The 25683-nt window shown below is 60.7% G+C and carries 22 protein-coding genes and 1 pseudogene; 13 read left to right on the top strand and 10 right to left on the bottom strand.

Annotated elements, in window-relative coordinates; translation table 11 throughout:
- Window positions 1-64 precede the first annotated feature (64 nt).
- The 3 genes from msrB (at window position 65) to msrA (ending at window position 3216) form a co-directional block, all read left to right on the top strand.
- Window positions 65-565 (top strand): peptide-methionine (R)-S-oxide reductase MsrB, encoded by a 501-nt coding sequence (gene msrB, locus BLV67_RS04940; RefSeq protein WP_069787549.1) that lies wholly within the window; start codon window positions 65-67, stop codon window positions 563-565.
- Between the two features lie 38 nt (window positions 566-603).
- A complete protein-coding gene (locus BLV67_RS04935) occupies window positions 604-2364 on the top strand; it encodes a cytochrome c biogenesis protein DipZ (RefSeq protein WP_065930083.1) in 1761 nt (586 codons plus the stop codon).
- Between the two features lie 156 nt (window positions 2365-2520).
- A complete protein-coding gene (gene msrA / locus BLV67_RS04930; RefSeq protein WP_069787548.1) occupies window positions 2521-3216 on the top strand; it encodes a peptide-methionine (S)-S-oxide reductase MsrA in 696 nt (231 codons plus the stop codon).
- A gap of 120 nt (window positions 3217-3336) precedes the next feature.
- Here the strand turns inward: msrA and BLV67_RS04925 are convergent, their stop codons facing one another.
- The 3 genes from BLV67_RS04925 to BLV67_RS04915 form a co-directional block, all read right to left on the bottom strand.
- Entirely contained in the window at window positions 3337-3765 is a 429-nt protein-coding gene (locus tag BLV67_RS04925) for a nuclear transport factor 2 family protein (RefSeq protein WP_069787547.1), read from the bottom strand.
- Between the two features lie 108 nt (window positions 3766-3873).
- Window positions 3874-4824 (bottom strand): alpha-E domain-containing protein, encoded by a 951-nt coding sequence (locus tag BLV67_RS04920; protein WP_065930080.1) that lies wholly within the window; start codon window positions 4822-4824, stop codon window positions 3874-3876.
- A 2-nt stretch (window positions 4825-4826) separates the two neighbouring features.
- The gene (locus tag BLV67_RS04915) at window positions 4827-6236 is read right to left on the bottom strand and encodes a circularly permuted type 2 ATP-grasp protein (protein WP_065930079.1); all 1410 of its coding nucleotides are present in this window, start codon (window positions 6234-6236) and stop codon (window positions 4827-4829) included.
- Between the two features lie 374 nt (window positions 6237-6610).
- Here BLV67_RS04915 and BLV67_RS04910 point away from each other — a divergent pair, with 374 nt between their 5' ends.
- From BLV67_RS04910 to BLV67_RS32895, 3 genes are all read left to right on the top strand, one after another.
- Entirely contained in the window at window positions 6611-7156 is a 546-nt protein-coding gene (locus tag BLV67_RS04910) for a hypothetical protein (RefSeq protein WP_069787546.1), read from the top strand.
- Between the two features lie 71 nt (window positions 7157-7227).
- The gene (locus tag BLV67_RS04905; RefSeq protein ID WP_069787545.1) at window positions 7228-7440 is read left to right on the top strand and encodes a hypothetical protein; all 213 of its coding nucleotides are present in this window, start codon (window positions 7228-7230) and stop codon (window positions 7438-7440) included.
- A gap of 11 nt (window positions 7441-7451) precedes the next feature.
- Window positions 7452-7592, top strand: a complete 141-nt coding sequence (locus BLV67_RS32895; RefSeq protein ID WP_163005441.1) for a hypothetical protein — start codon at window positions 7452-7454, stop codon at window positions 7590-7592.
- Here BLV67_RS32895 and BLV67_RS04900 read toward each other — a convergent pair.
- From BLV67_RS04900 to BLV67_RS32890, 3 genes are all read right to left on the bottom strand, one after another.
- Window positions 7583-8935: a cation:proton antiporter gene (locus tag BLV67_RS04900; RefSeq protein ID WP_069787544.1), complete on the bottom strand. Its 1353-nt coding sequence runs from the start codon at window positions 8933-8935 to the stop codon at window positions 7583-7585. The two genes, BLV67_RS32895 and BLV67_RS04900, sit on opposite strands and share 10 nt — an antisense overlap.
- Before the next feature lie 71 nt (window positions 8936-9006).
- Window positions 9007-13911, bottom strand: a complete 4905-nt coding sequence (locus tag BLV67_RS04895; protein WP_244160695.1) for a glycosyltransferase family 32 protein — start codon at window positions 13909-13911, stop codon at window positions 9007-9009.
- Window positions 13912-14069: 158 nt separating this feature from the next.
- Entirely contained in the window at window positions 14070-14285 is a 216-nt protein-coding gene (locus BLV67_RS32890; protein WP_167365870.1) for a hypothetical protein, read from the bottom strand.
- A gap of 33 nt (window positions 14286-14318) precedes the next feature.
- Here BLV67_RS32890 and BLV67_RS04890 point away from each other — a divergent pair, with 33 nt between their 5' ends.
- From BLV67_RS04890 to BLV67_RS33235, 6 genes are all read left to right on the top strand, one after another.
- Window positions 14319-15074 (top strand): CDP-diacylglycerol diphosphatase, encoded by a 756-nt coding sequence (locus BLV67_RS04890; RefSeq protein WP_069787542.1) that lies wholly within the window; start codon window positions 14319-14321, stop codon window positions 15072-15074.
- Window positions 15075-15360: 286 nt separating this feature from the next.
- Window positions 15361-17355, top strand: a complete 1995-nt coding sequence (locus tag BLV67_RS33475) for an aminotransferase class I/II-fold pyridoxal phosphate-dependent enzyme (protein WP_069787541.1) — start codon at window positions 15361-15363, stop codon at window positions 17353-17355.
- A gap of 24 nt (window positions 17356-17379) precedes the next feature.
- Entirely contained in the window at window positions 17380-18234 is an 855-nt protein-coding gene (locus BLV67_RS04880; RefSeq protein ID WP_065930073.1) for a transporter substrate-binding domain-containing protein, read from the top strand.
- Window positions 18234-18938, top strand: a complete 705-nt coding sequence (locus BLV67_RS04875) for an ABC transporter permease (protein WP_056859985.1) — start codon at window positions 18234-18236, stop codon at window positions 18936-18938. The genes BLV67_RS04880 and BLV67_RS04875 overlap by 1 nt, the downstream gene beginning before the upstream one ends.
- Before the next feature lie 7 nt (window positions 18939-18945).
- The gene (locus BLV67_RS04870; RefSeq protein WP_069787540.1) at window positions 18946-19644 is read left to right on the top strand and encodes an ABC transporter permease; all 699 of its coding nucleotides are present in this window, start codon (window positions 18946-18948) and stop codon (window positions 19642-19644) included.
- A complete protein-coding gene (locus BLV67_RS33235) occupies window positions 19641-20639 on the top strand; it encodes a DMT family transporter (RefSeq protein WP_069787539.1) in 999 nt (332 codons plus the stop codon). Before BLV67_RS04870 ends, BLV67_RS33235 begins: the two co-directional genes overlap by 4 nt.
- Here BLV67_RS33235 and BLV67_RS04860 read toward each other — a convergent pair.
- Window positions 20595-21023, bottom strand: a pseudogene (locus BLV67_RS04860) (TetR family transcriptional regulator C-terminal domain-containing protein); the annotation flags it as partial. The gene BLV67_RS33235 and the pseudogene BLV67_RS04860 sit on opposite strands and share 45 nt — an antisense overlap.
- 201 nt (window positions 21024-21224) lie before the next feature.
- On the opposite strand from BLV67_RS04860, the gene BLV67_RS04855 reads away from it, so the two are divergent.
- Complete coding sequence (locus BLV67_RS04855) at window positions 21225-22223, top strand: M14 family metallopeptidase (RefSeq protein ID WP_069787538.1); 999 nt, start codon at window positions 21225-21227, stop codon at window positions 22221-22223.
- Window positions 22224-22411: 188 nt separating this feature from the next.
- Here BLV67_RS04855 and BLV67_RS04850 read toward each other — a convergent pair whose 3' ends face one another.
- The 3 genes from BLV67_RS04850 to BLV67_RS04840 are packed head-to-tail and all read right to left on the bottom strand — an operon-like array spanning window position 22412 to window position 25383.
- Window positions 22412-23662 (bottom strand): EAL domain-containing response regulator, encoded by a 1251-nt coding sequence (locus BLV67_RS04850; protein WP_069787537.1) that lies wholly within the window; start codon window positions 23660-23662, stop codon window positions 22412-22414.
- A gap of 9 nt (window positions 23663-23671) precedes the next feature.
- Window positions 23672-24055 carry a response regulator gene (locus BLV67_RS04845; protein ID WP_069787536.1) on the bottom strand — a complete coding sequence of 128 codons (384 nt, stop codon included), beginning with the start codon at window positions 24053-24055 and terminating at the stop codon, window positions 23672-23674.
- Window positions 24052-25383: a sensor histidine kinase gene (locus BLV67_RS04840; RefSeq protein ID WP_069787535.1), complete on the bottom strand. Its 1332-nt coding sequence runs from the start codon at window positions 25381-25383 to the stop codon at window positions 24052-24054. The genes BLV67_RS04845 and BLV67_RS04840 overlap by 4 nt, the downstream gene beginning before the upstream one ends.
- Window positions 25384-25683 lie beyond the last annotated feature (300 nt).

Below are 25683 nucleotides of genomic sequence, written 5' to 3'. Positions count from 1 at the left end.
TGCGTGAGGATTTCGCGACCGTCCAAGGCTCAGGATGGCGACATTGCTCATTGAGGAGAACGCCATGTACTCACGTCGACAAATGCTGCTGGCCGGTGGTGGCCTGGGCGTCGCCGTCCTGGCCGGAGGCCTGCTGAAACAGCTGAACATGGTCACCGAGGTCGAAGCGGCCGAGACCTTTGAGGTCAACCACACCGAAGCCCAGTGGCGCAGCGTGCTGACGGCCGAGCAATTCGACGTGCTGCGTGAGGAGGGCACCGAACGCCCTTACAGCAGCGCACTCAATGATGAACACCGTGCCGGCACCTTTGCCTGTGCCGGTTGCGCATTGCCGCTGTTCTCCTCGACCACCAAGTTTGACAGCCACACCGGCTGGCCAAGCTTCTGGCAGCCGCTGGACAACGCGGTCGCCAGCCATGTCGACACTGCCTATGGCGTGGTGCGCAAGGAAATCCACTGCCGCCGTTGCGGTGGCCATCAAGGCCACGTATTTGACGACGGCCCGGCGCCTACCGGGCTGCGCTATTGCATGAATGGCGTCGCCATGACGTTTACGGCGGCTTAAGCCGATGTCTATTTTTAATTCGTATAAGGGTCGATCCCATGTGGCTGCTGGTTCTCGCGTATCTGGGCGGCGTGCTGACAATTGTCAGCCCGTGCATCCTGCCTGTTCTGCCTTTTGTCTTCGCTCGCACCGGGCAGCCGTTTATGCGCAGTGGCTTGCCGCTGTTAGCGGGGATGGCGGTGACATTCGCCCTGGTGGCCTCACTGGCTGCGGTGGGCGGCGGTTGGGTGGTGCAAGTCAATCAATACGGGCGTTGGCTCGCGTTGCTGTGCGTTGCCCTGTTCGGGCTCACGCTGTTGCTGCCGCACCTGTCGGAGCGCCTGACGCGGCCCTTGGTGGCCGCCGGCAGTCGCTTGTCGGAAGCCGCCGGGGCCGATGCCAAACCGCGTCCGGGCGCGTCGTTCCTGATCGGCGTGGCCACCGGTTTGCTCTGGGCACCCTGCGCCGGGCCCATTTTGGGGCTGGTGCTGACCGGCGCCGCGCTGCAAGGGGCCAGCATCGGCACTACCTTGCTCTTGCTGGCTTACGCCGCCGGGGCTGCCACCTCCCTGGCCCTGGCCTTGCTGGTCGGCGGTAAAGTCTTTGGCTTGATGAAAAAATCCCTCGGCGCCGGTGAATGGCTGCGCCGTGGCCTGGGTGCGCTGATGCTGGCCGGTGTGGCTGCCATCGCCCTGGGCCTGGACACGGGCGTGCTGTCACGCTTGTCGACCGCCTCAACCGGCGGCCTGGAACAAAGCCTGGTGGATCAATTGAGCGCCAAGCCTGCACAGAAGAGCGGGGCGATGATGGCCGGTGGCGCCATGATGGCGGCGGCCAACCACAGCGACACACTGCCGATCGAAGGCACGCTGCCGCCGCTGGAGGGCGCGGTGCAATGGCTTAACAGCCCGCCGCTGACGGCCGAGGCCCTTAAGGGCAAAGTGGTGCTGGTGGATTTCTGGACCTACTCCTGCATCAACTGCCTGCGCACCTTGCCGTACGTCAAAGCCTGGGCCGAGAAATACAAAGACCAGGGTTTGGTGGTGATCGGCGTACACGCCCCGGAGTTTGCCTTTGAACGCGATGTGAATAACGTCACCAAGGCCATGAAAGACCTGGGCATCACCTACCCGGTGGCGATCGACAACAACTACAAGATCTGGCGCGCCTTCAACAACCAATACTGGCCGGCGCATTACTTCGCCGATGCCAAGGGCCAGATTCGTTATCACCACTTCGGTGAAGGCGACTACGCCGAGTCGGAGCGGGTGATTCAGCAACTGCTGCGTGAGGCCGGTGCAAGCCACGTCGCCGGTGGCTTGATCGAGGCTGATGCCAAGGGTGTGCAGCAGGCGCCGGACATGAACGAGGTGCAATCGCCGGAAACCTACCTGGGCTTTCAGCGTGCGGAAAATTTCGTCACTGCCGGCACCTTAGGCACCGACAAAGTCGTGAATTACCCGGCGGCCGGCCACCTGGCCCTGAACAACTGGACCCTGGAAGGCCCATGGAATGTCGGCGGCCAGCAAGCCACCCTCGACCAGGCCGGTGGGCGTGTGGTTTACCGCTTTCATGCCCGTGACCTGCACCTGGTGCTGGGGCCTGGCGCCGATGGCAAGCCGGTGCGCTTTAAGGTGACGATTGATGGCCAGGCGCCCGGCGATGCTCATGGCACCGATGTGGCGCCGGATGGCAGTGGCACGGTGACCGAGCAGCGTCTGTACCAGTTGGTGCGTCAGCCAGCCGGCGTTAAAGACCGCACGTTCAGCATCGAATTTCTCGACCCGCATGTGTCGGCGTATGCCTTCACCTTCGGCTAAGCCTGACATGAAGTGATAACCCAATCAGTGTGGGAGCGGGCTTGCTCGCGAAAGCGTTCGATCCGCCAAAGCTTTTGTGACTGTTGGACCGCATTCGCGAGCAAGCCCGCTCCCACATTTTGGCCCTGTTTATTCAGTTGCATTGGAGTGAATGTGATGAAGCTGCTCAAATTTTTCCCCGCGCTGGCCTTCGCCGCTTTCGTCGGCCAAAGCTCGGCGTTCTCCTTCGGTGGTGCCGATGACGCGGTGATGATCGCACCACCGGCCATGGACCTGCCCGCCGAGTCCGGTAACCTGCAAACCGCGGTGTTCGCCGGTGGTTGCTTCTGGGGTGTGCAAGGCGTGTTCCAGCATGTGCAAGGCGTGAAAAACGCCGTGTCCGGCTATGACGGCGGCGCGGCAAACACGGCCCAGTACGAGTCGGTCAGCGACGGCGATACCGGCCACGCCGAGTCGGTGTCGGTGACTTACGACCCAAGCAAAGTCAGTTACGGCAAGCTGTTGCAGATCTACTTCTCGGTGGCCCATAACCCCACTGAACTGAACCGCCAGGGCCCGGACAGCGGCACCCAGTACCGTTCGGAAATTTTCGCGCAAAATGCCGAACAGCAAAAAGTCGCCCAGGCCTATATCGCCCAGTTGGACGCCGCCAAAGCCTTCGACAAGCCGATCGTGACCCTGGTCGAGACGGGCAAGACGTTTTATCCGGCGGAGTCCTATCACCAGGACTTTCTGACCGAGAACCCGTCTTACCCTTACATCGTGATCAATGATTTGCCCAAGGTGGCGCAACTCAAGAAACTGTTCCCCGACCAGTACCGCGCCGAGCCGGTATTAGTCAAAAACCAATAACCACCCGGACTGATCGTTCCCACGCTCTGCGTGGGAATGCAGCCCAGGACGCTCCGCGTCCCAAGACGTGACGCAAAGCGTCACAAGAGGCATTCCCACGCGGAGCGGGAACGATCGTCATCAGGATTTGGCCTTGGCCAGGTACGGCGCCAGCCGGCGGCCCATCTCTTCACCCAGTGCCTGCAGCCCACTCAAGGGGCGCACCATCACTTCAAACTCGACGATCTGCCCCAGTTCGTTGAAGCGAATCATATCGATGCCCTTGAGCTGTTTTTCGCCCACGCGTGCGCTGAACTCCAGCACCACGTTAAGCCCGTCGGCACTCGCCAGTTCACGGTGATAGGCGAAATCCTCGAACACCTTGATCACCGTGTTGAGAATCATCGACACCACCGGCGCGCCGGGGTAGGGCGTGTGGGCCATGGGCGAGCGGAATACCGCGTCAGGCGCGAGCAGTTCGGGCAGGGCGGTGAGGTCGCGAGTGGCCAGCATGGTGTGCCAGCGTTGCAGGGTGTGGGCGGCGGCGGGATCCAGGTGGAGTTCGGACATGGGCTGTACCTGTTCTTATGTTGGGAAGGTCGTTCACCTGCCCAACATAAGAGCGGCACTCAAGCAGGGTCAATCACCCGAATTGACAGATAAGTAACCCGAATGCACTCACACCACTTCCAGGTAGGAGCTGTGAATCGCCCGCGCCAGTTCGCGCACGGTGTCGATAAAGTCCGTGAGCCGACTGTGCAAGCCGTCCTCCAGGATCTCATCGATGCCGGTATAGCGCAGGCGCGCTTCGAACTCGGCCGCCAGGCGCTGGGCTGTGCGCCCGTAACTGCCGGGCAAGTCGGCGAGGATATGGCTCAACTCCTCGATGCACGCATGCAGTGAGCGCGGTACATCACTGCGTAACAGCAGCAGCTGCGAAACCGAGCGCGCATTCAGCGCATTCGGGTACAGCTCGGTATAGGCTTCGAACGATGAAAGCGCACGGAGCAGGGCGCTCCACTGGTAGTAGCCGCGTGCCGAAAGGTCGCTGACTTCCTCCGATTCCTCGCCAAACATCTCGTAGCGCGCATCCAGCAGGCGCAAGGTGTTGTCCGCACGCTCGACAAAGGTGCCCAGGCGAATAAACCGGTAGGCGTCATTGCGCATGATGGTGCCGGAGGTGGCCCCGCGAAACAGGTGTGAGCGCTGTTTGACCCAGTCACAGAAGTGGCTGATGCCATGGCGCGCCAGGCCGCCGGCGGCGATGCTGCGCATTTCCAGCCAGGTGGCGTTGAGGTTTTCCCACATGTCGGCGGTGATGCGCCCGCGTACGGCGTGGGCATTGCCACGGGCCGCGCGCAGGCAGTTGTAGATGCTGGCCGGGTTTTCTTCGTCGAGGGCGAAGAAGTGCAGCATGCGTTCGGCGTCCAGTTGTTTATGGCGTTCGAGGTAGCTGTCCAGCGTGCCGCTGCTGAGCAGCGACATGGCCAGTTCATCCAGCCCGTCACTGCGCCCGGCCTGGGGCATCAACGACAGCGAATAACTGACTTCCAACATGCGCGCCAGGTTCTCGGCACGTTCCAGGTAACGGGACATCCAGTACAGATCTGCGGCGGTTCTACTCAACATACTCAGCCCTCCACCACCCAGGTGTCCTTGGTTCCGCCGCCTTGCGACGAGTTGACGATCAACGAGCCTTCCTTCAGCGCCACACGGGTCAACCCGCCGGGCACCAGGCGGGTTTCCTTGCCCGAGAGCACGAACGGGCGCAGGTCGATGTGCCGGGGTGCGATGCCGTTTTCGACGAAGGTGGGGCAGGTGGACAGGCTCAGGGTCGGCTGGGCGATGTAGGCGTGAGGGCGTGCCTTGATGCGTTGGCGGAAGTCCTCGATCTCGGCGGCGCTCGACGCCGGGCCGACCAGCATGCCGTAGCCGCCGGAACCCTGGGTTTCCTTGACCACCAGTTCGGGCAGATGCGCCAGCACGTGGGACAGTTCATCCGGCTTGCGGCACTGGAAGGTTGGCACGTTTTGCAAAACCGGTTCTTCGTCCAGGTAGAAGCGGATCATTTCCGGCACATAGGGGTAGATTGACTTGTCGTCGGCCACGCCGGTGCCGATCGCGTTGGCCAGCACCACATTGCCGGCGCAGTAAGCGGCGACCAGGCCGGGCACGCCGAGCATGGAATCCGGGTTGAAGGCCTTGGGGTCGAGGAAGGCGTCGTCGATACGCCGGTAGATCACGTCCACCGGTTTGGGCCCGTCGGTGGTGCGCATGAATACTTTCAGGTCGTGCACGAACAGGTCGGCGCCTTCGACCAGCTCCACGCCCATTTCCCGCGCCAGGAACGCATGTTCGAAAAACGCGCTGTTAAAGCGCCCCGGCGTCAGTACGACCACGTTGGGGTTATCGAGCCGGCTGGCGCTTTTAAGGGTTTTGAGCAGCAGGTTGGGGTAGTGGTCCACCGGCGCGATGCGCTGCTTGGCGAACACTTCCGGGAACAGGCGCATCATCATCTTGCGGTCTTCGAGCATATAGCTCACGCCGCTGGGGGTGCGCAGGTTGTCTTCGAGCACGTAGTAGGTGCCGTCGCCGTCGCGTACCAGGTCCACGCCGGAAATATGCGAGTAGATATCGCGGTGCAGGTCCAGCCCGACCATGGCCTTCTGATACCCCTCGTTGCCCAGCACCTGGTCTGCCGGGATGATCCCGGCCTTGATGATGCGCTGGTCGTGATAGATATCGGCGAGGAACATGTTCAGCGCATTCACGCGCTGGATGCAGCCGCGTTCGATCACGGCCCATTCACTGGCGGGGATACTGCGCGGGATGATGTCGAAGGGGATCAGGCGCTCGGTGTCTTGTTCGTCGCCGTAGAGGGTGAAGGTGATCCCGGCGCGGTGGAACAGCAAATCGGCCTCGCGACGCCGTTGGGCCAACAGTTCCGGCGGCGTATTGGCCAGCCAGCGGGAGAAATCCTGATAGTGCGCACGGCAGGCGCCGTTTGCGTCATTCATTTCATCAAAGAAAGATCGAGCCATTCCAGTACCTTGTCAGTGCCCAGGGTTGCCTTGGGTGGCACTGCCGCTTAAAAAAACGCATATTTTTATGAGCCTGTGGCTGACGGTGCCAACGGGCCTGGTCCTTACTTTCTTATGGGGTCGGCTCTGGGTCGGGGGGTAACGAATGCTCCTGTATCCGGGCAGATGAATGCATTAAGCAATGCCTGTGCCGGAACGGTGTCAAGGGAGTGATTACCTTGTGGCGAGCAAGCTCACTCGCTACAAAAGCGCTCGCCGCACTAGCCCGCTCACTACAAGGGTGCAGTGCATGCGCTCAATTGGTGCAGGAACAAACTTGAACTTCACCCAGGCCCGATTCTTCTAACAAGTTTCGTCACCTTGTGGAGCACGTCGTGCCCAGAATCATCTCTGCCAATACCCCGGCCGCTGCCGTGGACGATCACAGCGAACACAATGCCAAGATCTTCGGTTCGCCCAAGGACCGCCTCGACTTCTACCGCCGTGAAATCCAGTACGAAACCAGCATCCTGGCCAACCGCACCGACGCCTACCTCACGGCCCAGTCGTTCCTGGTGATCGCGTTTGTCTCCGGCATGGGCAACCTGAACCCTGAGTGGGGCAAGTTTTTTACTTTGATCGTGCCGGCGTTTCTGGCCTCCCTCGGCATTCTCAGCTCACTGAACGCCTGGCCGGGTATTCGTGCCGCCTACGAAATCATCGACCACTGGCACTACAAGCAGAGCGAGTTGCTGCGCAGCGAGCCGGTGATGGGCCTGGCCTATGACGATTCACCGCTGTTCTGCGAGACCGAGTCATCCCATAAGGGCTATCGCAAGTCGCTGCTGTTCTCCATGCGCGCGCCGTGGCTGTTCATGGTGTTCTGGGTGCTGCTGGGCGCCTATGCGTTTTATATCCAGGTGGATAACCCGGTGTCTTAAGCAATTTGAACTTCGTGGCGCTGGCTGGAACCTTAACTTTACGCACTGTGCGTTTTACACAGAGGTGATTTATGAACACCAGCAACGACCCCCAAACCAGCAACCGTAACGACCCGGCCATCGATCGCGGCGAGCCGGCGCCCGGCACCGCTGCCGATGCGCCCAAAGACCCGAAGCCTGCCAGCGACCCCAAAGCGCGGGAAAACGACTACAGTCCAGACTTCAAGCCTGAGCGTGCGCCCAAGCCTGAAACCGATGCTGATATCGACACCCAAGGCGGTTAGAGGAGACAGTCATGTCCCAGGAACTCGATGATGAAGAAGAACTCAATGACCCGGGCAACGAAGACCCGGGCTCATTGATGGATGATGCAGAAGTACCGCTCAACGATCTGGATGATGCCGCGGATGTAGGCAACACCGAACATCAGGACTGAGGGTTCGCCTTGGCGCGTCGTTCATACCAGGCCAGCATCGGTTGGGTGCTCAGGCCATGAACGACGATGCTCAAGGCGATCACTGAAATCGTCAGGTTTACCGCCAACGCGCTGCTGGTGCCGACCAGCCCGTGGTTGAGCGCGTAGAACAGGTAGTAAATGCTGCCGATACCGCGAATGCCGAACCAGCCCATCAAGCCGCGCTGCCGCGTGCTGATCAGGCGGCCCCAGGGTATGACCAGTACGCTGAATGGCCGGATCACGCAAAACAGCAGCGCAGCCACCGGCAGCGCCCGCCAATCCCAGTGGCTGACCAGCACAATGCCCAGCACGGTCACCAGGAACACTTCCATTGAGCGCTCCACCAAACTGCCAAACGACAGCATGTCGCCGAGCATCACGCCGGCGGCAATTTGCGTATCTTGCAGTTCACTGACATCGCCTTGCAGGGCTCGCTCAGGTTCCACTTCCAGATGGCCCACCACCGGCAGCGCCAAATGCTCCGAGGGCGTCTGCGAGTGCCCCGTGGAGCGGAACTCCGCCTGGCGCAAACCCAGCCCGGCGGCGAACACCGACAAAAAGCCGTAACCGCCCACGGCCTCGGCGGCCACATAGGCCAGGGCAATCAGCGCCAGGGTCAGGTAGTCGTTGGGGGACAACGTGCTGTCGTCATGGGTGATGCGCAACCACAGGGTCACACGCCCGATACCACGCCCCATCCAATAACCGATCAACAATCCGGCGGGGACCGCCCACACCAGGTTTTTCAGGACCCAGCCACCGAACCAGTCGCCATCAAATCCGCCGTGTTGCATAAACAGCAGGGCAAAGATCACAAACGGAAAGGCGGTCCCGTCATTCAAACCGGCCTCACCGGACAAGCCGAACCGCAGCGCGTCATAGTCCTGGGCATTATTGACCTGGACCAGCCCGGCCAGTACCGGGTCGGTCGGTGCCAGAATCGCGCCGACCAGCAGCGACACGCCCCAGGACAACGCGAACACATAATGCAGCGCCAGGCTTACACCAAGGATGGTCAGCAGCATCACGGGCCCGGCCATGCCAAACGCTACGCGCCAGGTACGATGCTTGAGCGGCAGGCGCAGTTTCAAGCCGCTGACAAATAGAGAGAACAGCACCGCGACTTCGGTCAGGTGCTCCATCCAGCGCGCCGAGCCTTTGATATCCAAGCCCAGGAGGTCGACGCCCAGCGGGCCAATGGCGACGCCCAGCAGCAGGCACACCGCCGAGGTGGTCACCGGCATCCAGCGCAGGTAGGAGGAGGTGAGGGCGAGGGTGAGCAGTACGGCGCCGAGTACGGCCATCCATAAAATAAACGTCATCGAGCATGTACCGGGCCGTGGTTTATCTCGGTTGGAGGACCACGGCTCGGTGCAGGTTCAATCAGATTCGATCAGGTATTGATCCAGGAATGGTCGGCCCCCACTTTCACATTGAATTTGTAGCGAAGCGGGAAGTAATGCTCCTTGGTCTGCTTGATCTGTACGGGCGCTATGATCGGCACCACCATGCCCTGATGCGCATAGGCCTCACTCATCCTTTGTTGAATGTTGACGACCGGACCCTGCGACACGAGTTTGCCATCGACCAACGTTGCTTCTTTAGTGAGGCCATCCAAACCCAAGTCGTACATGTCGGGCCTTTTCGTTTTAAGCGTGTCGTTAAACATATTCGGCCCTACGGTATCGAATATTTTTGCCTCGTATTCCTTGAACTCCGGGGTGAATTGGACGCTGCCATCGGCGCCGCGGGTGACCGTCGGTCGATTGTTCGTAAAGTAGGATTTGTTAGCCGAAAACCGTTTATTCATCTCCCTGATCATCTCGTCAAGCACCGGGTTGCCGGGGCGCGTAGCAAAGTTACTGGTGTTATAGAACGTTTTATAATCGGCCACTTGATGTGTCACGGGTAAACCGAGCAGCACATCGTCGGCGCCTGCGGCTATATCGACGGCACCGACGTTGCTTTGGATGAGATCATCGGTGTCCAGATAAAAACCACCGTGCTTATTCATGATCGGGTAGCGGGCTACATCCGAAGCGGCGGCCAGATTCTTCCCTTGGCCTTGTCGGAAATAGCTGTACATTTCACCGTTCTTCAACTGTTTGAATGCGGCATCTTCATTAAGGTTGAGCACCGTCACGCCAGGCACTTTCTCCTTCAATTTGCTTTCGATTTGTTTAAAAACAGCAGGGCTGTCGGCGTCCACGTGCAGGACTGATTTATACCCGGGGGCTCGGGAAGCGTTTTTGGCCATGTTTTCCACCAAGTGGGCGGGGATTTCCTGGCCCGCCCAAAAGTAATTCAGTGTTTTGGGCACAGGAGCCAGTTGTGTGGGAATTCTGGGGATCGACGAAATATCAACAAAGTTATAGTGGTGGTCGGTGGCTTTTTTAGCCTTTCTGGATTCTTCAAGTGTTCCCCGTTGCCATTGGCCTTTGGCGCTTCGCCAGTAATAGTGCTTACCTTGTTCGTGGGTACTTCTCCATGCACCGGCTGTGCTGTCGAAGAGAACTTCCTGATCGACGTTTTTGTAATTGAGCCTGAAAGGATTGCCTGAAGTTTCCACGCGTTTAATATCGTCCATCGGCACGACGAAGACCCCATCCCCCAACCTGAAAGGCGTCGGTGCTCCACTGGCGCCTCCCAGCAGGCGTTCGGAGCGGGAGATAGGGGCCCACCCTGAAGGGCCAAGATCCTTGACAGGTATGGCGGGGCTCGTGCCGTCCGGATGGCGGATGACGCGCTGGCCGTCTTTGACCTGGGACTCAAAGAGCCTGCCATCAACCTTCACATATTCCCGTTTACTGCGCCCGACAAACACGTTGTTCTGCAAGCCCGTGGTCGATAACTCGTCCGCCGCGATGTAGCGGGCTTCATAGCCGTGCAGGTCGTCCAGCGAGCGTACATCTCCACTGGCAGCCACGCGGTTGGGTTGAAAGTCTTTCAAGGGGGGGCCAATCGCGCGCTGCTTCACCGCATCGTATTCATGCCAATTGCCCTGAAACATTACGGCTTGGCGCTCGACTGTCGCTTGCCCCACCCTGGTCGTCCCGGTGGCTGCCAGGCCGTGCTGCTGGCTTGCGGTGCGGATGGCGTCGTCGCTGGCGATTGCGCGCAAACTGTTCGCGTCGCCGGGCGTGGGCACGGCCGGGACAAAGTTCTCCAGCGGTGTGCCATAGGCCTGTTGCGTGCGCGGATCCACGGCGTACCACTTCCGGGTCGCCTCATCGAATTTAGCCAGGGCCTTACTGGGGTGAGCACTGTTGGTAGCCCTGAATGTTCCTTCAGCGATATCGGCCTTTTTTGCCAATTTCAACAGGTCGACATTGCGGTAAGAACCGCGCAGGTAATTGACGCCTTTGTGGGCGTTGCCCGCTACAAACTTCACCCCCCTTGCAGCCCCGCGCGCGAGGTCATCAACACCCCCCAACGGATTGAGCGAGCTTGCTGCCGCCCGCCCAACAATCTTAAACACCTTGGCAGCTTTCGACAGCGCGGAAGCACCGGCGAACGAAGCTCTCGCGGCCCTGGCGGCGGAGCCGACGCCGACCACGAAACCAAAGATATCGAACGCCAGGTCGACAACGCCGTCAGCAGTCCTGCCTTCGTTGAAGTTCTTAATGGCGGACCTGAACGGGATCAGGCCCAGTATGACCTCGCGAATAGTTTCGACAGTGCGGTGTTCAGTCTGAAAGGTCGTGGTTCCCCTGGAGTAGGCGCCCAACGCAGGCAACTCCATGTCCTCGACCATTGCATCGACCAGGTACTGGGTTCTGGCGCTGGCAAAGTTCTTCGGTACGCCTGTAGCGCCTTCGCGTTCTTGCGTTATCCCTGCGGGGTACTCACCCTCGGGTTTTATTCGGTCGTATCGTTTGCCTCGGGCAGAATACCAACCCTCGGAGGGTTGGCTTTCTTTATAAACCTTGCCCGGCCGCCGGGTGACAGTGCCCTTCAGTCGGTCGATGGCGTAGGTCATGACATTGATTTGGCCGTTGACAGTGCGTCGGGTCTCGACCAACAGCACCCCTTCTTCAGTACGCAGGGGATGACTGGGGCTATCGTAGTCAATTTCTCTGCGCACGGCGATTTCACCGAACTCCAGATTCTGCCGGTCTTCCAGAGGCAGTTTGGAAATCAGAAACTTGAGTTGCGCCGACGTGATCTTCTTCACGGAATCAGCGTACTCGCGAAAGTCCGCGTTGAATTGCTTGACGGGATCCGGCAGGGGTTTGAGTTTTGCCAGTGCATCGTTGATATCAATTTTGTCTGATGATGAGACCCACGCCCCGCGCTCACCTCTGTCGGAGTCCGGTGGTGGGGACCTGAGCGCTCTGCCATCGATGTACAGGTCCAACAGTGAGTAGGGGCCGGGGAATTGGTAGGTGTAGGGTTTGGACTCAATGCACTTTTGCTCAAACAGCGCGGGGTCCATGTCGGGGAAGGTTTTTTTCAGATGTTCGAGCGCAATGGCTTTGGTAGTCGGCGCCTCGGGGGTTGGCAGTGCGGCCGCTTCGCTCATTTCGCCGACATGCAGGTCGTAGGCCTTGCGCACCTCATCCAAGTCGGTATCACTCGTTGGATAGCCCAAACCATTGGCAACAGCCCATGCTTTGATCCCTTCGTTCTGGGCAGCATATTCAATCTGCCTTTCCTCGTGCGAGATCGGTGCAGTGTCGGCCGCCAGCATGATTTGCGCATAGTCCATTTTGGCTGTCGCGCCCGGCGCTTTTGCTTCCACGCGGGCAACCGCCGTGGTGAAGCTGACCCAGCTGTGTGAGCCCACCGTCACCTCTTTGGGGATACCCTCGACCAGAAACTGCGGCGCGCGACTGGCAAGCATGGCGTAGGCCTGTACTGATGCTGTTTGCGCGGAGTCGGCGCGGCCGCCGGCGAGCATATGCGACTCCAGCTCCTTGACCACCGTCGATGGCGATTTGTGGCTGTTGTTCGCCGACACCAGTGGGTAGCCATCAATACTTGTTGCACCGCCGCCATTGGGGTATTTCCCCACGCCCAAGGCTGCCAGCAGCCAGTCGTTGGCACTGCCTTTAACGGAGCGCGCTTCGAATGTGGCTTGAATGGCCTCGCCCAGTGCCGCGCCCCGGGGTGAACTGATCAAACTGTCGATCAGTTGTCTGGGATTGCGCTGTTCCTGCGCGGAGACCGCTCGGCCGTTGAGCAGATAGTCCAGGACATTCTTGAAGGGTTTTAAACTGAGGTCGCCGAATTTCCCCTCGCTGATATAACTTCTCAGTCGTGTCTGGTCGTCCGGCGCGAGCGGTTCGGGCCACGCCAGCGCGCCGCCCAGGTTGCCATGGGGGGCGGCCTTGAAATTCGGCGTGAGGAGGGCACTGGCCAGGTTCTCCAGTTGCTCGGAGTTGGTGGGGATATCCCAGCCATGATCCTGTAGAAACTGCTGCAGGCTGACTTCGTTTGAGGCGCCAATGCCGGGTGCCCGATAGGTGCTGACTGCCGACAGAGGCAGCGCCTGTTTCAACTCGGTCTGGAGTGCCTCGATCTCTTTACTGCCATCTTCCAGGGCCATCGCCAGGCGTTGCAGTGCAGCGCCTGCCCGGTGCCAGTTGTGAATGTCACCCAGCGCCGCTTTCTGATGCTGAAGTGTTTCTTCGCTGCGCGCCTGGATCTTGTCCGCAAAGCGGGTTGGGTCGAGGGGATTGAAGTTATACGTCCGGTGGCTGATTTCGTCCGCTCGCTTGAGCATGCCGGACTGCGTCAGGTTCTGTGGCTCCTGATAAAACCGACCGACCAGCCTCCAGGGCACGGGTGCGTCCGGGCTATTGACGGGAGGTGCAAAAGGAATTTCGCCCTCTATGACGCTTGCGGCCTCAAGGATAGGCCCGCTCAGAGCAGCCCACTGGCTGTCGTCCTGACCCAGCGTGTGCAACGTGCGTAGCGGGTCAAGAGAACGCTCAAGGTAAAAGGATATCTGACCTGATTTGGCATCGATTTTTATCGAGGCGGGGTCAATTCCGGAGGCCTTGATCCACTGCTGAACATCGGGCGATTGGAAGGCATCATGCAAGTGCCGCCACCATTGGCCAAAGGTGGAGTGGGGAGGAATGTGATCGAAGTCGTTAACCTGAGTACGACGGCCAGCCAGGTTCAGGGCGATCGCGTATTGCATTGCCAGTTCGCTGTCTCCATTGGCACGTGGGGTGGCCTGCTCTTCCTGCGCGGCAGATGTGTCACGCTTTTGCCTTGAGAGCGGGGGGAGCAGAGGCAACGTTGGAGCAGGCGCAGGGCGTGCGATGACCTGACTGGAAATACTGTTCATAGGGGGGCTGACCTTGTGCGCGTGGGAATAGAGCCTCGACGTGGAACTAACGAGGTATTTCCCTTACGTAACAGCCGCTTCAGTTTGATTCCCTGCTCGCGCCGATTCAGTCGTTACCCTATATTTCGCCCCCCTGGGCCAGCCTGCCCGACCTAGGTTCAATGTGTTTCCATTAACTGCGAACCGATGGTTTTCATGCGGATCATGTCCATCAACTGGCGCAGCCCCGGTTTAAAGAGGTGTTTGGCTGGCACCTGACGGCCGATGATCTGACACATATCGACCGTATTCTTGTCAGCGCAATAAAAGATCCAATCGGGCCGGAATTTTTCGCCCCCGCCAAACGTTAGCCTTAACGACAGGGATGTCGGCACAAAAACACCCTCCCTGCTCGTCGAGGTTTTTGCATGAAGCGCGGTACCGTATTCAAGATCGCTGGTGGTTTGCTCGCTGTGCTGGCATTGCTGGGGGCCTGGCAATGGCGGGGCAACCCCGACGCGTTGTGGCGTATCGTCAGCCGGCAATGTGTACCCGACCAGCAACGGCATCAAAACCCCGGCCCGTGCCTGGCGGTGGATCTGGACCGCGGCTACAGCCTGCTCAAAGACCGCAATGGCCCGTTCCAGGACCTGTTGATTCCCGTGGATAAAATCACCGGCATTGAAGACCCGGCCTTGGGTCGTCACCTGCTGCCGCATTACTTTACCCAGGCCTGGCGGCACCGTGCGGTGCTGTCGGCGGGCCTGGTAACAGCAATCCCGGACGCTTTCGTCTCGGTGGCGATCAACTCCCGCTACGGGCGCTCGCAGAACCAGTTCCACCTGCACATCGCCTGCCTGCGCCCGTATACCTTCGCTTTCCTCAACCAACAGGGCGACAGCCTCGATGAACAGTGGCGCGTACTGCCCACGCGCCTGATGGGGCACACCTACAGTGCCCGCACGTTGTCGGCGGCGGACGCGGATGCGCGCGACCCCCTGGAGGTGTTGCGTGACTACGTCGATGCCCAGGGCGGCAGCATGAGCCAGTACAGCCTGCTGATGGCGCCCCGCGACGATGGCAGCTTTGTGTTGCTCAGCACCCACGTCACCTTGACTGAACTGAACCTGGGTTCAGCCGAGGAGTTGCAAGACCCTCGCTGTGACCTGATGACCCAACGGTAAGCCTCTATCAATCTGAGCCTTACCCCCATCAATGTCGAATTCCGCAAGGGTGTAAGGGCCAGAGCGACAGCGGAGTCACACTCCCACAAAAAAGCAGCTTTTCAGCTGATGCAGAATTCAGGCTCCCATCCCCAGGAAATGTTATTCACGACCTGTTCACTCGATAAACGACACCCCCTCAAACATACCCATTGAACGACTGTTCAGTTTGCACTATGTTGACCCCATCCACCCGTTAGCACACCAACGGGTTCGCGCTTTTTCTTCTTGAACGAGAGGCTCTGGCATGCGGTTTTCCCCCTTCGTAGAACGAATTGCAGGGCAGGGCGTCGCCGCCTGGGACATCCACCACGCAGCGTTCCAGGCCGCGAGCCAGGGCGAAGACATCATCATCCTCAGCGTCGGCGACCCCGATTTCGCCACGCCGTCGTTCATCACCGACGCCGCTGTCAGCGCATTGCACAGCGGCGATACCCACTACACCGAAATCCCGGGCCGCAGCGCCCTGCGCGAGGCCGTCGCAGGCCGCTACAGCAAGACCCTGGCGCGCTCACTGAGCGCCGAAAACGTGATCATCGTGCCCGGCGCACAAAACGCGTTGTTCATCAGTTCCCTGTGCCTGCTGCAAGCCGGTGATGAAGTGCTGGTGCTCGACCCGATGTACGTCACCTACGAAGCCACACTCAACGCCAGCGGCGCCACACTGGTGCGCGTACCGTGCTCGCCGGAGTCCGGGTTTCGCCTGGATGCACGCATGCTCGCCGCCGCCATTACCCCGCGCAGCCGCGCCATCTTTTTCTCCAACCCCAACAACCCCACCGGCGTGGTGCTCAACCCGCAGGAACTGCAAGCGATAGCCGACCTGGCCATTGCCCATGACCTGTGGGTCGTGGTGGATGAGGTCTACGAAAGCCTGGTGTTCGACGGCCAATACCACAGCCTCGCCGCGTTACCCGGCATGGCCGAGCGCTGCATCGTGATCGGCAGCCTGTCCAAATCCCACGCCATGACCGGCTGGCGAACCGGCTGGCTGATCGCCTCGCCGGACATGATCAGCCACGCCGAAACCCTGGTGCTGAGCATGCTCTACGGCTTGCCGGGGTTTGTGATGGAAGCCGCCACGGCGGCGGTGCTGGCCCATGATGAAGTGACGGTGGGCATGCGCGACATCTACCGGCGCCGCCGTGACCTGGTCGTGGCCGGCCTGAGTGCGTGCCCCGGCATCAAGGTGCAGGCGCCCCAAGCCGGGATGTTTGTGCTGGTGGACGTGCGCGGCACGGGCCTGGGCTCACTGGATTTTGCCTGGCGCCTGTTCCGCGAGGCGGGCGTGTCGGTGCTGGATGCCGCGGCGTTTGGCGAGCCGGCGCAAGGGTTTGTGCGGCTGTCGTTCACCTTGGGCGAAGCCCGCCTGGCTGAGGCCTGCCAGCGTATCGCCGGGTTTGTCGCCAAGCTTGCCGGTGAGCCGCGTGTGGCGCCGACGCCAAAAATCGAAGTGCTGGCGCCGGTCGAAGCGCGCAAGATGATTGAGGTGATCGACCTGCATAAGCGCTTCGGCAATATCGAAGTGCTCAAGGGCATCTCGCTTACGGCCAACGAAGGTGAGGTGATTTCGTTGATCGGTGCCAGCGGCTCGGGCAAAAGCACCTTGCTGCGCTGCATCAATATGCTTGAAGTGCCCGACCAGGGCAGCATTCATGTCGACGGTGAAAGCATCAAGCTCAATTACGGCATGCCCGGTGCGCCACTGGTGGCCGATGCCAAACAACTGGTGCGCATCCGTTCGACCCTGGGCATGGTGTTCCAGAACTTCAACCTGTGGCCGCACCGCACCGTCCTCGAAAACCTTATCGAAGCGCCCACCCAGGTGCTGCGCGAAAGCCGTGCCGAAGCCATCGAACGCGCCGAAGCCTTGCTCGACCGCGTTGGCCTGGCCGCCAAACGCAACGAATTCCCGGCGTTCCTGTCCGGCGGCCAACAGCAGCGTGTGGCGATTGCCCGTGCGTTGGCCATGCGCCCCAAAGTCATGCTGTTCGACGAACCCACCTCAGCCCTGGACCCCGAACTGGTGGGCGAAGTGCTGCGGGTGATCCGCTCCCTGGCCGAAGAAGGCCGCACCATGATCCTGGTCACCCATGAAATGGCCTTCGCCCGGGATGTGTCGTCCAAAGTGGCGTTTCTGCACCAAGGCTTGATCGAAGAAACCGGCACGCCGGACGCGGTGTTCTTCGACCCACGCAGTGAGCGTTGCCGACAGTTCGTCAACGCGCATCAAACTCGCTAACTCCAGAAAAAGACGGGGCAAATCATGAAATGCAAACGCATGGCAACGTGGTTGGGCAGTGCAGTGTTGATGTTGACCGCAGGTTTTACCCAGGCGGCAGAAAAACCCATCGTGTTTGCGGTGGCGGCCGAACCCTATCCGCCGTTCACCGTAAAAGGTGGGAACGGCCAGTGGTCGGGCTTTGAAGTGGACCTGATCCACAAGCTGTGTGAAGGCATGAAAGCCGAGTGTCAGATCAAGGAAGTGGCGTGGGACGGCATCATCCCGTCGTTACTGGCGAAGAAAATCGACGTGATTTTCTCTTCGATGTCGGTCACCGATGAGCGTGAAAAACAGATCGCCTTCAGCCGCGCCTATTACGATTCACTGCTGGGCGTGGCAGGCCCCAAAGGCGCCACGGTGGACATCACCCCCGAAGGCCTCAAGGGCAAGCTGATCGGCGTGCAGATCTCCACAGTCAGCGCCAACTACCTGAAGAAGTACTACGAAAATATCGCTGACCTTAAGTACTACGACACCCAGGAATCGGCCAACGCCGACCTGATCGCCGGGCGTATCGACTACATGATGGCCGACGACACCGCCATCGCCATGATGGTCAAGACCCCGGAAGCCAGCGGCCTGGCGCATATCGCCAGCGTGCCCTACGACCCGATCATCGGGCGCGGCGTCGGCGCCGGTTTGCGCAAGGAAGACACCGCGCTCAAGGCCCGCCTGGACAAGGCCATCGGTGAGCTGCTGGTGAGCAAGGACTATGACGACTTGTCCCAGCACTACTTCGGCCTGTCGGTCAGCCCGTGCAAGCGCGGCGACACGCCGGCGTTTGTGAGCAAGACCTGTGACAGCCCCTACCAGCCAATCGCCCAGAAGACCGAATAATGCTCGATCTCCTCAGCTTTGGTGACCAAGGATGGGGCAACGCACTGCTCAAAGGGTTATGGATGACCCTGCAAATCTCCGTCGGCGCATTTGCCGTGGGCTTGCTGATCGGCCTGGTGGTGGCCTGCGCCAAGCTCAGTGCGCCGCGCCCGATTGCGCTGTTGATGCGCGGTTACACCACGGTGTTTCGCGCGGTGCCGGAACTGCTGCTGATCCTGCTGCTGTATTACGCAGGCTCCATGGGCCTAAATGCCTTGATGCTGTGGCTGGGGTTTGCCCAGGTCAACATCAGCGGGCCGTTGGTGGCGATCCTGGTATTGGGGCTGGTGCAGGGCGCCTATGCGTCGGAGATTTTCCGCGCGGCGATCCTGGCGATTCCCCACGGCCAGATAGAAGCGGCGCGAGCCTTTGGCTTGAGCGGCGTTGGCCTGTTTCGCCGGGTGACCTTGCCGATCATGGCGCCGTACGCGTTGGCGGGCATGTCCAACCTGTGGATCAACCTGATCAAGGACAGCGCCTTGATCAGCGTGGTCGGCACCAACGAGCTGTTGTACACCGCCAAGCAGGCGGCGGGTTCCACACGTCATTATTTGCTGTTCTACCTCACGGCCGCCGCCTTGTATTACCTGGTGACGCTGGCTTCCAACTACCTGTCCGGGCGCCTGGAGCGACGTATTCGTCGCTGGATGCCGGTTGTCGAGTGAGGCGCGCATGCCTGAGTGGATAAGTTACTACGCGGGGCTGATCGCCAAGGGCTTGCAGACCACCTTGTCGTTGCTGTTGATCAGCGCGGTGCTGGGTTTTGCCCTGGCGGTGCTGGTGGCGCTGGCGCGGTTGTCACGCCGTAAGTGGCTGGCGCGCAGTGCGCTGGCCTACACCAGTGTGCTGCGCGGTACGCCGCTGCTGATCCAGATCTACATTTTCTACTACGGCCTGGGCAGCCTGTTCGCCCAGTTCCCGATGATTCGGGGCAGCTTTGTGTGGCCGTTCCTGCGTGACGGCTACTGGTACATTGTGTTTGCCCTGGTGCTGTCGGTGGGCGCCTATGTCGGTGAAGTGATTCGCGGAGGCCTGCTGGCGGTGCCCAAGGGCGAAATGGAAGCCGCTGCGGCGTTCGGCATGACCCCGCGTCAAGAGCTGCTGCGGGTGCGCTTGCCACGGGCGATGCGCCTGCTGTTGCCGACCCTGGCCGGTGAGACGGTGATGCTGCTCAAATCCACCGCGCTGGCGTCGACCATCGCCGTGGTCGACCTGCTGGGCGCGGCTAACGTGGTGCGTGCACAGACCTTGCAGATCTATCAACCCTTGCTGCTGGTGGCCAGTGTTTACCTGTGCCTGACCTTCCTGATCGAGGGCGTCTACGCCATCGCCGAACGGCGCGGCACGCCGTTGCGCAGGTCGGCGGGATGAAACAGGACCGCGCGCTGCAGGGAATTGCCCTGTGCTCACTGGCCTACGCGTTCCTGGCGTTGCAGGACGCGGCGATCAAATGGCTGGTGGCCGATTACTCGGTGTTCAGCATTCTGTTCTGGCGCAGCCTGGTGGTGGTCGGCGCCTGTGTGATCGCCGGCCGCATGGGCCTGTTGCGCAGGGCATGGACCTCGGTGAGCCGCAAGCGGCTGATCATTCGCGGGCTGCTCTCGCTGCTGGCGTGGTTGCTGTATTACACCGCCGCCAAGGACTTGACCCTGGCGGAAATGACCACCTTGTATTTCTCCGCACCGATCATGGTCACGCTGCTGGCTGCGCTGATCCTCAAGGAGCGTGCCAGTCGTGGGCAATGGGTGGCGCTGATCATCGGCTTTGTCGGCGTGGTAATCGCTTGTCGCCCGAACAACATGGTCGATCCGCTGCCCATCATGCTGACGTTGGCCGCCGCCTTGTGCTGGGCGTTCACCTATATCCAGCTGCGCCAGGTCGACCCGGCTACCTCGGTGCTGGAGCAGATGCTGATCACCAACGTGGTATTCGTGATGTGCATGGCGGTGACCTTGCCCTGGACCCACACCCCGGCGCCGACCCCGGCCTGGCTGGGGATGCTGGCCGCAGGTCTGGTCGGCGGCATAGGTCAGTTCCTGTTGTTTGCGAGTTTCCGCCGGGCCACGGCGACCTTGCTGGCGCCGTTCGAATACACCGGGTTGATTTGGGCGTTTTTGCTCTCGAGCCTGATCTGGGGCACGTCGATGGATGTGTCGCTGATCATCGGCGCGGTGTTGATCGCGGTCAGCGGCACCCTGGCCATGCTCAGCGCCCGCTACCCGGAATCACAGGACGTGGTCGGCGCCGAATGCGCCGTGACGCAACCCCTGTACCCAGCAGCGACAAATGTGCAGCCCGTTGGCGGGGCTGAAAGTGCCGGGGTTCAGACACCCCTCGAGCCAAAGCCCGTCGAGCATCGCCGATAGGCCGATGGCGGCCAGGTGGCTGTCGTCGATCTTGAGGTTTTCGCTGCGGGCCAGGTCGTCCAGCAGTTGCTGGATCAGCGCCAGGTAGGCGCGGTAGCTGTTTTCGTGGGACTGGTTTACGTGGGGCGAGTGGCGGATCAGGCTCCAGAACACCACCCACACGCCGAGCAGGTCGGGGTCCATCACCCGTGGTGAAAACGACGCGCGCAGAAACGCGTCCAGACGCGCGGCGGCGCCTTCGGCCAGCTCGACTTGCGCCCATAACGCGCTGGTCAGCTCATTGGCGAGCTTGTGGTAGGTCTCGGCGATCAACGCGTCGATGCTGCCGAAATGGTGGTTGAGCAAGCCCACCGACACCCCGGCTTGGGCGGCGATGCGCCGCACCGAAATCCCGGCGTGGCCGTCGCGGGCCAGGCAGGTGAGGGTCGCGGCGACCAATAGGTCACGGCGTTCATCGGGGTCGGCGCGGCGCAGTTTGGGAGGCTCGACAGTCACGGGAATGCCTTTGATGTAAGACCGGAGTGCTCAGGTTAATTGAACGTGTGTTCAATCTCTAGCGATTAAATGATCAGAGGAGGGCAAGGCATGGCAAAAGACCTTTCGTGGCAGGTGCCAGGCGATGCCGGCAACACGCTGCACATCGGCGCCTGGCGCTTTGAAGGCGACGGCAGTGGCCCCAAGGTGCACCTGCAGGCTGGCGTACACGCCGATGAAATCGCCGGAATGCTGGTGCTGCATCATCTGCTGCCGCGCTTGCAGGCGTGCCAGGCCCAGGGCCGTCTGCGCGGCAGCGTGACCGTAGTGCCCCAGGCCAACCCGTTTGGCATTGGCCAGTTTCGCCAGGGCAAATTGCTCGGGCGTTTCCATGAAGCCACCGGGCAAAACTTTAACCGCGCCTTCGATCATTCCCTGTCCATGGAACGCCCGGCGAGCAACCTGGCGCAATGGCAAAAAAGTCTGGTGCAGTTGGCGGCCGACGCCGACCTGGTGCTGGACCTGCACACCGACGATGAGGCCCTGCCGTACCTCTACATTCATCGCAGTTTCTGGCCCGACCACGGTCTGGCACTGGCGGCCGCATTACAGGCCGAGGTGGTGATTGTGTGGGATGAAGGCGGTGACGGCTCTTTTGAAGAAACCATCATCAACCATGGCGCGCCGCGCTTGGCCGCGACTGTCGAATTGCGCGGGCAAGCCGATGTCAGCGACGCGCTCGCGCAACAAGATGCCGATGGGCTGTGGGCGTGGCTGTGCATCAATGGCGTAATTGATGAAGTCGCCACGATCAGCGAATGGCAGGGCGAGGTGGTGGACATGGGCTGCATGGAAACCGTCCTGGCGCCCTGCGCCGGCGTGCTGGTGTTTGAAAAAAAACTGGGTGACCCGGTTGAGGAGGGCGAGCGTTTCGCGCGCATCATCGGCCGCCCTGGCGACCCGTCTTCGGAAGTGATTTTACGCGCGGCACAAACCGGGCGGATGGTGACAGGCCACCGCGAACGCCTGGTGGCCCAGGGTTCGGTGGCGGCCAAATTTACCGGGACGCGGTTGTCGGACAGCTACAGCGGCGGGGTGCTGGACCCTTAGATTCCCAGATACACACACACCTTGTGGGAGCGGGCTTGCTCGCCAAAGCGGTGTATCAGTGAAGGATGTATTGGCTGACACTCCGCTTTCGTGAGCAAGCCCGCTCCCATATTTTCAATTGTGGTGTGGCTCACGAACCCAGGGACCTGAACAGCTCAGGCACGCCGTCGAGCCTCGCCACAACGGCATCACCAGCCTCGTCCCAGGCTGCGTTTTTCCAGGAGCAAACGCTCAAGCTCTTGCATCGGCAACGGCCGGCTGAACAAGTAGCCCTGGATCTGATCGCAGCCGGCCGCCTTCAGAAACGCCAACTGCGCCTGGGATTCGACGCCTTCGGCCACCACACGCAATTCCAGGCTGTGGGCCAGTTCAATGATGGTGCGGGTAATGGCTGCGTCCTGCGGGTTGCTGGTGACTTCGCGGATAAACGCAATGTCGATTTTCAGCGTGTCGATCGGGAAGCGCCGCAGGTAGGCCAGGCTGGAATAGCCGGTGCCGAAATCGTCGATGGAGATTTTCACGCCCATCGCGCGCAGGCGTTGCAGGCTGGCGATGGTGTGCTGGGTGTTTTCCATCAGTGAGCTTTCGGTCAGTTCCACTTCCAGCCAATGGGCTTCAACGCCGGTATTTTTCAGGCTGCTGGCGATATCGGCAATCAGGTCGCCTTCAATCAATTGATGCCCGGAGACGTTCACCGAGACCTCCACCGCACCAATATCGCTGCGTTGCCACGCGGCGATCTGGCGGCACACGTTGTCGATGACCCAGCGGCCGACGGGCACGATCAGGCCCAGGGTTTCCAGCAACGGCACAAACACCGCCGGCGACACCGCGCCATGGCCGGGGCGGTCCCAGCGCAGCAGGGCTTCAAGGGCACACACGGCACCACTGGCCAGCTCGACCTTGGGTTGGTAATGCAGGGTGAAATCGCTGCGCTCCACCGCCAGACACAGGTCGTTTTCCAGCGCCTCACGGGCCAGGTCATGCACGGTTTCGCGGGGTTGATTCTGCAGTTGCTGTTCGAGCATCAGGCTATGGGTTTTCAATTGATCGCCATGGGCCTTGAGCCGCAGCAGGTTGCGCACCCGCAGCCATAACTCGATATGCTCCACCGGCTTGCTGAGGAATTCTTCGGCGCCGGTTTCCAAGCCGCTGATCCGCGCCTCGGACTCGCTGAGCGCCGTGAGCATGATGATCGGGATATTCGCGGTGGCGGCATTGCCCTTGAGTTGGCTGGCGACTTCATAGCCATCCATGCCTGGCATCATGATGTCCAGCAGGATCAGGTCGGGCGGTTGCTGCGCCACCAATTGCAAGGCTTCTTCGCCGCTGCTGGCGGTCAGGGTCTGGTAGCCCTCATGTTGCAGCAGGGTTTCCAGCAGCTTGCGAACCTGGGGTTCGTCATCAACGATCAACAGCGTTGCGGGTGAGCTGGCCATGGAGAGGACTCATGCAGAGGGTGTGGTGTGTGGGGGCAGCAGGGTGGCGATCACGCGGTACAGCTCTTTGTAGCTCAGGGGCTTGCTGACATACGCGTCGCAGCCGGCCTGGCGGGTTTTTTCGCAGTCTTCCTTCATGGCCATGGCGGTCAGGGCGATCACCGGGATGTGCGCGGTGTGGGGGTCTTGTTTGAGCAAGCGCGTTGCCGCCAGGCCGTCCATGCAGGGCAATTGGATATCCATCAGGATCAGCGCCGGTTGCTGTTCGCGGGCCAGGGTCAGGCCGGTTTCGGCGTCGGCGGCCCACAGCACGTTGTACCCGGCATTGACCAGTAACAGGCGCGCCAGGCGCATGTTCGCCTCGTTGTCTTCGACGATCAGGATGTCGGTCATTCGCTGGCCTCCCTGGCGCGATGCAGTGGCAACCACACCACAAAGCGTGCGCCCAGGTCGGGCTGGCTGGCCACCGCCACGCTGCCGCCCTGCAATTCGGTCAACTGCTTGACCATGGCCAGGCCCAGGCCAGTGCCTTCGAATTTGCGCGCCAGGCTGCTGTCGATCTGGCTGAAGGCCTTGAACAGTTTGCCCATGTTGTCCACGGCAATGCCGATACCGGTATCGCTGACGCTCAATTCAAGGAACTGCTGCTGCACACTGGGTGACAGGGCGAAGCTGTGCACGGGCCAGTCGCCGGCAATCCGCCCGACTTGATCGCGGCTGACCTCACGCACCGCCAGGGTCACGCAGCTGCCGTGCGCGCTGAACTTCACCGCATTGGCCAGCAGGTTGTAGATGATCTGCTTGGTCTTGCGCACGTCCAGCGCCAGGGTGCCGAAGTCACCCTGGCTGTCCAGTTTCAGTTGGATACGTTGCAGGGCGGCTTTTTCGCGCACGATCAACAAACTGTTGGCCAGCAAGCCTGCGAGTTCAACCGGCTCCAGTTCCAGGTCCATCATCCCGGCCTCGACTTTGGACAGGTCGAGAATGTCGTTGATCAGCGACAGCAAGTGCTGGCCACTGGTGAAAATATCGCCGATGTATTCGCGCTGGATATCACTCATGTCGCCCACCAGGCCGTCCTTGAGCGCCTCGGAAAAGCCGATTACCGCGTTCAGCGGGGTACGCAATTCATGGGACATGGTCGCGAGGAACTCGGACTTCATATGGTTGGCGTGTTCCAGCTCCAGGTTCTTTTCTTCCAGCGCGCGTTCAAAGCCCTGGCGCTCGAGTTCTTCCTGCTTGCGCGCAGTGTTGTCGGTGCCGATCAACAGGTAGCCGATGATCGTATCGTGGCGATTGCGCAAGGCGGTGACCGAGACCATCGCCGACAGGCGACTGCCGTCCTTGCGGATATAGGTCAGCTCGTAGATGTCTTCGATGCCCCGCGAGGCCTTGAATACCAGGGCTTCGAAGCCTGGGGTGATGGGCGTGTCGAGTTCCTGGCTGAGGGCGGCGGCGCGGGTGATCAACTCGGCGGGGTCGGAGATGTCGGCGGGAGTAATGCGGTTGACCACGTCACCGGCGGCATAGCCGAGCATGCGTTCAGCGCCGACGTTGAAGATCTGGATCACGCCTTTTTCGTCAGTGGCGATGCTGGAGAAATACGCGCTGTTAAAGATGGCGTCTTGCAGCGCGCCGGTCTTGAGCAGGGTTTTCTGGCGTTTGAATTCGACGATCTTTTCTGCGCGCGATTGCGGCGGGTCGGGTAAGGCTGAGTCCATCGCTTGGCTTCCGTGACATTCAGGTCCGACACCGGTGCGGCGGTGTCGCAGAGCATGCTCACAGAAGATCGCGTTGAAGCGATGAGGAGGAGATGAGGTCTTTGGACAATAGCAGAGATTATGGCGATTCAAAGGCTGAAAGCGTCCCTCCGGAAACTTTCTGCCTTCAAACGGATAGATCAACGCGCCGTGGCGAACGTCTGCACCCTTGGGATCCCGAATGTGAACAACAACGCTTGCATTGGCGGTCAGAGCGGGCAGGGCGGAAGGCTTATTCCGGGGGGGCTTTAAAATTCATTG

The organism is Pseudomonas salomonii (assembly GCF_900107155.1).
Lineage (GTDB): Bacteria > Pseudomonadota > Gammaproteobacteria > Pseudomonadales > Pseudomonadaceae > Aquipseudomonas > Aquipseudomonas salomonii.
The sequence above is the reverse complement of the archived record's forward strand: the minus strand, read 5'-3'. Positions and strand labels throughout refer to the sequence as shown.

Bases quoted from the DNA above. Each gene is read 5' to 3' on its own strand.
- msrB (WP_069787549.1), top strand. From the start codon at position 65: ATGTACTCACGTCGACAAATGCTGCTGGCCGGTGGTGGCCTGGGCGTC.
- BLV67_RS04935 (WP_065930083.1), top strand. From the start codon at position 604: ATGTGGCTGCTGGTTCTCGCGTATCTGGGCGGCGTGCTGACAATTGTC.
- msrA (WP_069787548.1), top strand. From the start codon at position 2,521: ATGAAGCTGCTCAAATTTTTCCCCGCGCTGGCCTTCGCCGCTTTCGTC.
- BLV67_RS04925 (WP_069787547.1), bottom strand. From the start codon at position 3,765: ATGTCCGAACTCCACCTGGATCCCGCCGCCGCCCACACCCTGCAACGC.
- BLV67_RS04920 (WP_065930080.1), bottom strand. From the start codon at position 4,824: ATGTTGAGTAGAACCGCCGCAGATCTGTACTGGATGTCCCGTTACCTG.
- BLV67_RS04915 (WP_065930079.1), bottom strand. From the start codon at position 6,236: ATGGCTCGATCTTTCTTTGATGAAATGAATGACGCAAACGGCGCCTGC.
- BLV67_RS04905 (WP_069787545.1), top strand. From the start codon at position 7,228: ATGAACACCAGCAACGACCCCCAAACCAGCAACCGTAACGACCCGGCC.
- BLV67_RS32895 (WP_163005441.1), top strand. From the start codon at position 7,452: ATGTCCCAGGAACTCGATGATGAAGAAGAACTCAATGACCCGGGCAAC.
- BLV67_RS04900 (WP_069787544.1), bottom strand. From the start codon at position 8,935: ATGACGTTTATTTTATGGATGGCCGTACTCGGCGCCGTACTGCTCACC.
- BLV67_RS04895 (WP_244160695.1), bottom strand. From the start codon at position 13,911: ATGAACAGTATTTCCAGTCAGGTCATCGCACGCCCTGCGCCTGCTCCA.
- BLV67_RS04890 (WP_069787542.1), top strand. From the start codon at position 14,319: ATGAAGCGCGGTACCGTATTCAAGATCGCTGGTGGTTTGCTCGCTGTG.
- BLV67_RS33475 (WP_069787541.1), top strand. From the start codon at position 15,361: ATGCGGTTTTCCCCCTTCGTAGAACGAATTGCAGGGCAGGGCGTCGCC.
- BLV67_RS04880 (WP_065930073.1), top strand. From the start codon at position 17,380: ATGAAATGCAAACGCATGGCAACGTGGTTGGGCAGTGCAGTGTTGATG.
- BLV67_RS04875 (WP_056859985.1), top strand. From the start codon at position 18,234: ATGCTCGATCTCCTCAGCTTTGGTGACCAAGGATGGGGCAACGCACTG.
- BLV67_RS04870 (WP_069787540.1), top strand. From the start codon at position 18,946: ATGCCTGAGTGGATAAGTTACTACGCGGGGCTGATCGCCAAGGGCTTG.
- BLV67_RS33235 (WP_069787539.1), top strand. From the start codon at position 19,641: ATGAAACAGGACCGCGCGCTGCAGGGAATTGCCCTGTGCTCACTGGCC.
- BLV67_RS04855 (WP_069787538.1), top strand. From the start codon at position 21,225: ATGGCAAAAGACCTTTCGTGGCAGGTGCCAGGCGATGCCGGCAACACG.
- BLV67_RS04850 (WP_069787537.1), bottom strand. From the start codon at position 23,662: ATGGCCAGCTCACCCGCAACGCTGTTGATCGTTGATGACGAACCCCAG.
- BLV67_RS04845 (WP_069787536.1), bottom strand. From the start codon at position 24,055: ATGACCGACATCCTGATCGTCGAAGACAACGAGGCGAACATGCGCCTG.
- BLV67_RS04840 (WP_069787535.1), bottom strand. From the start codon at position 25,383: ATGGACTCAGCCTTACCCGACCCGCCGCAATCGCGCGCAGAAAAGATC.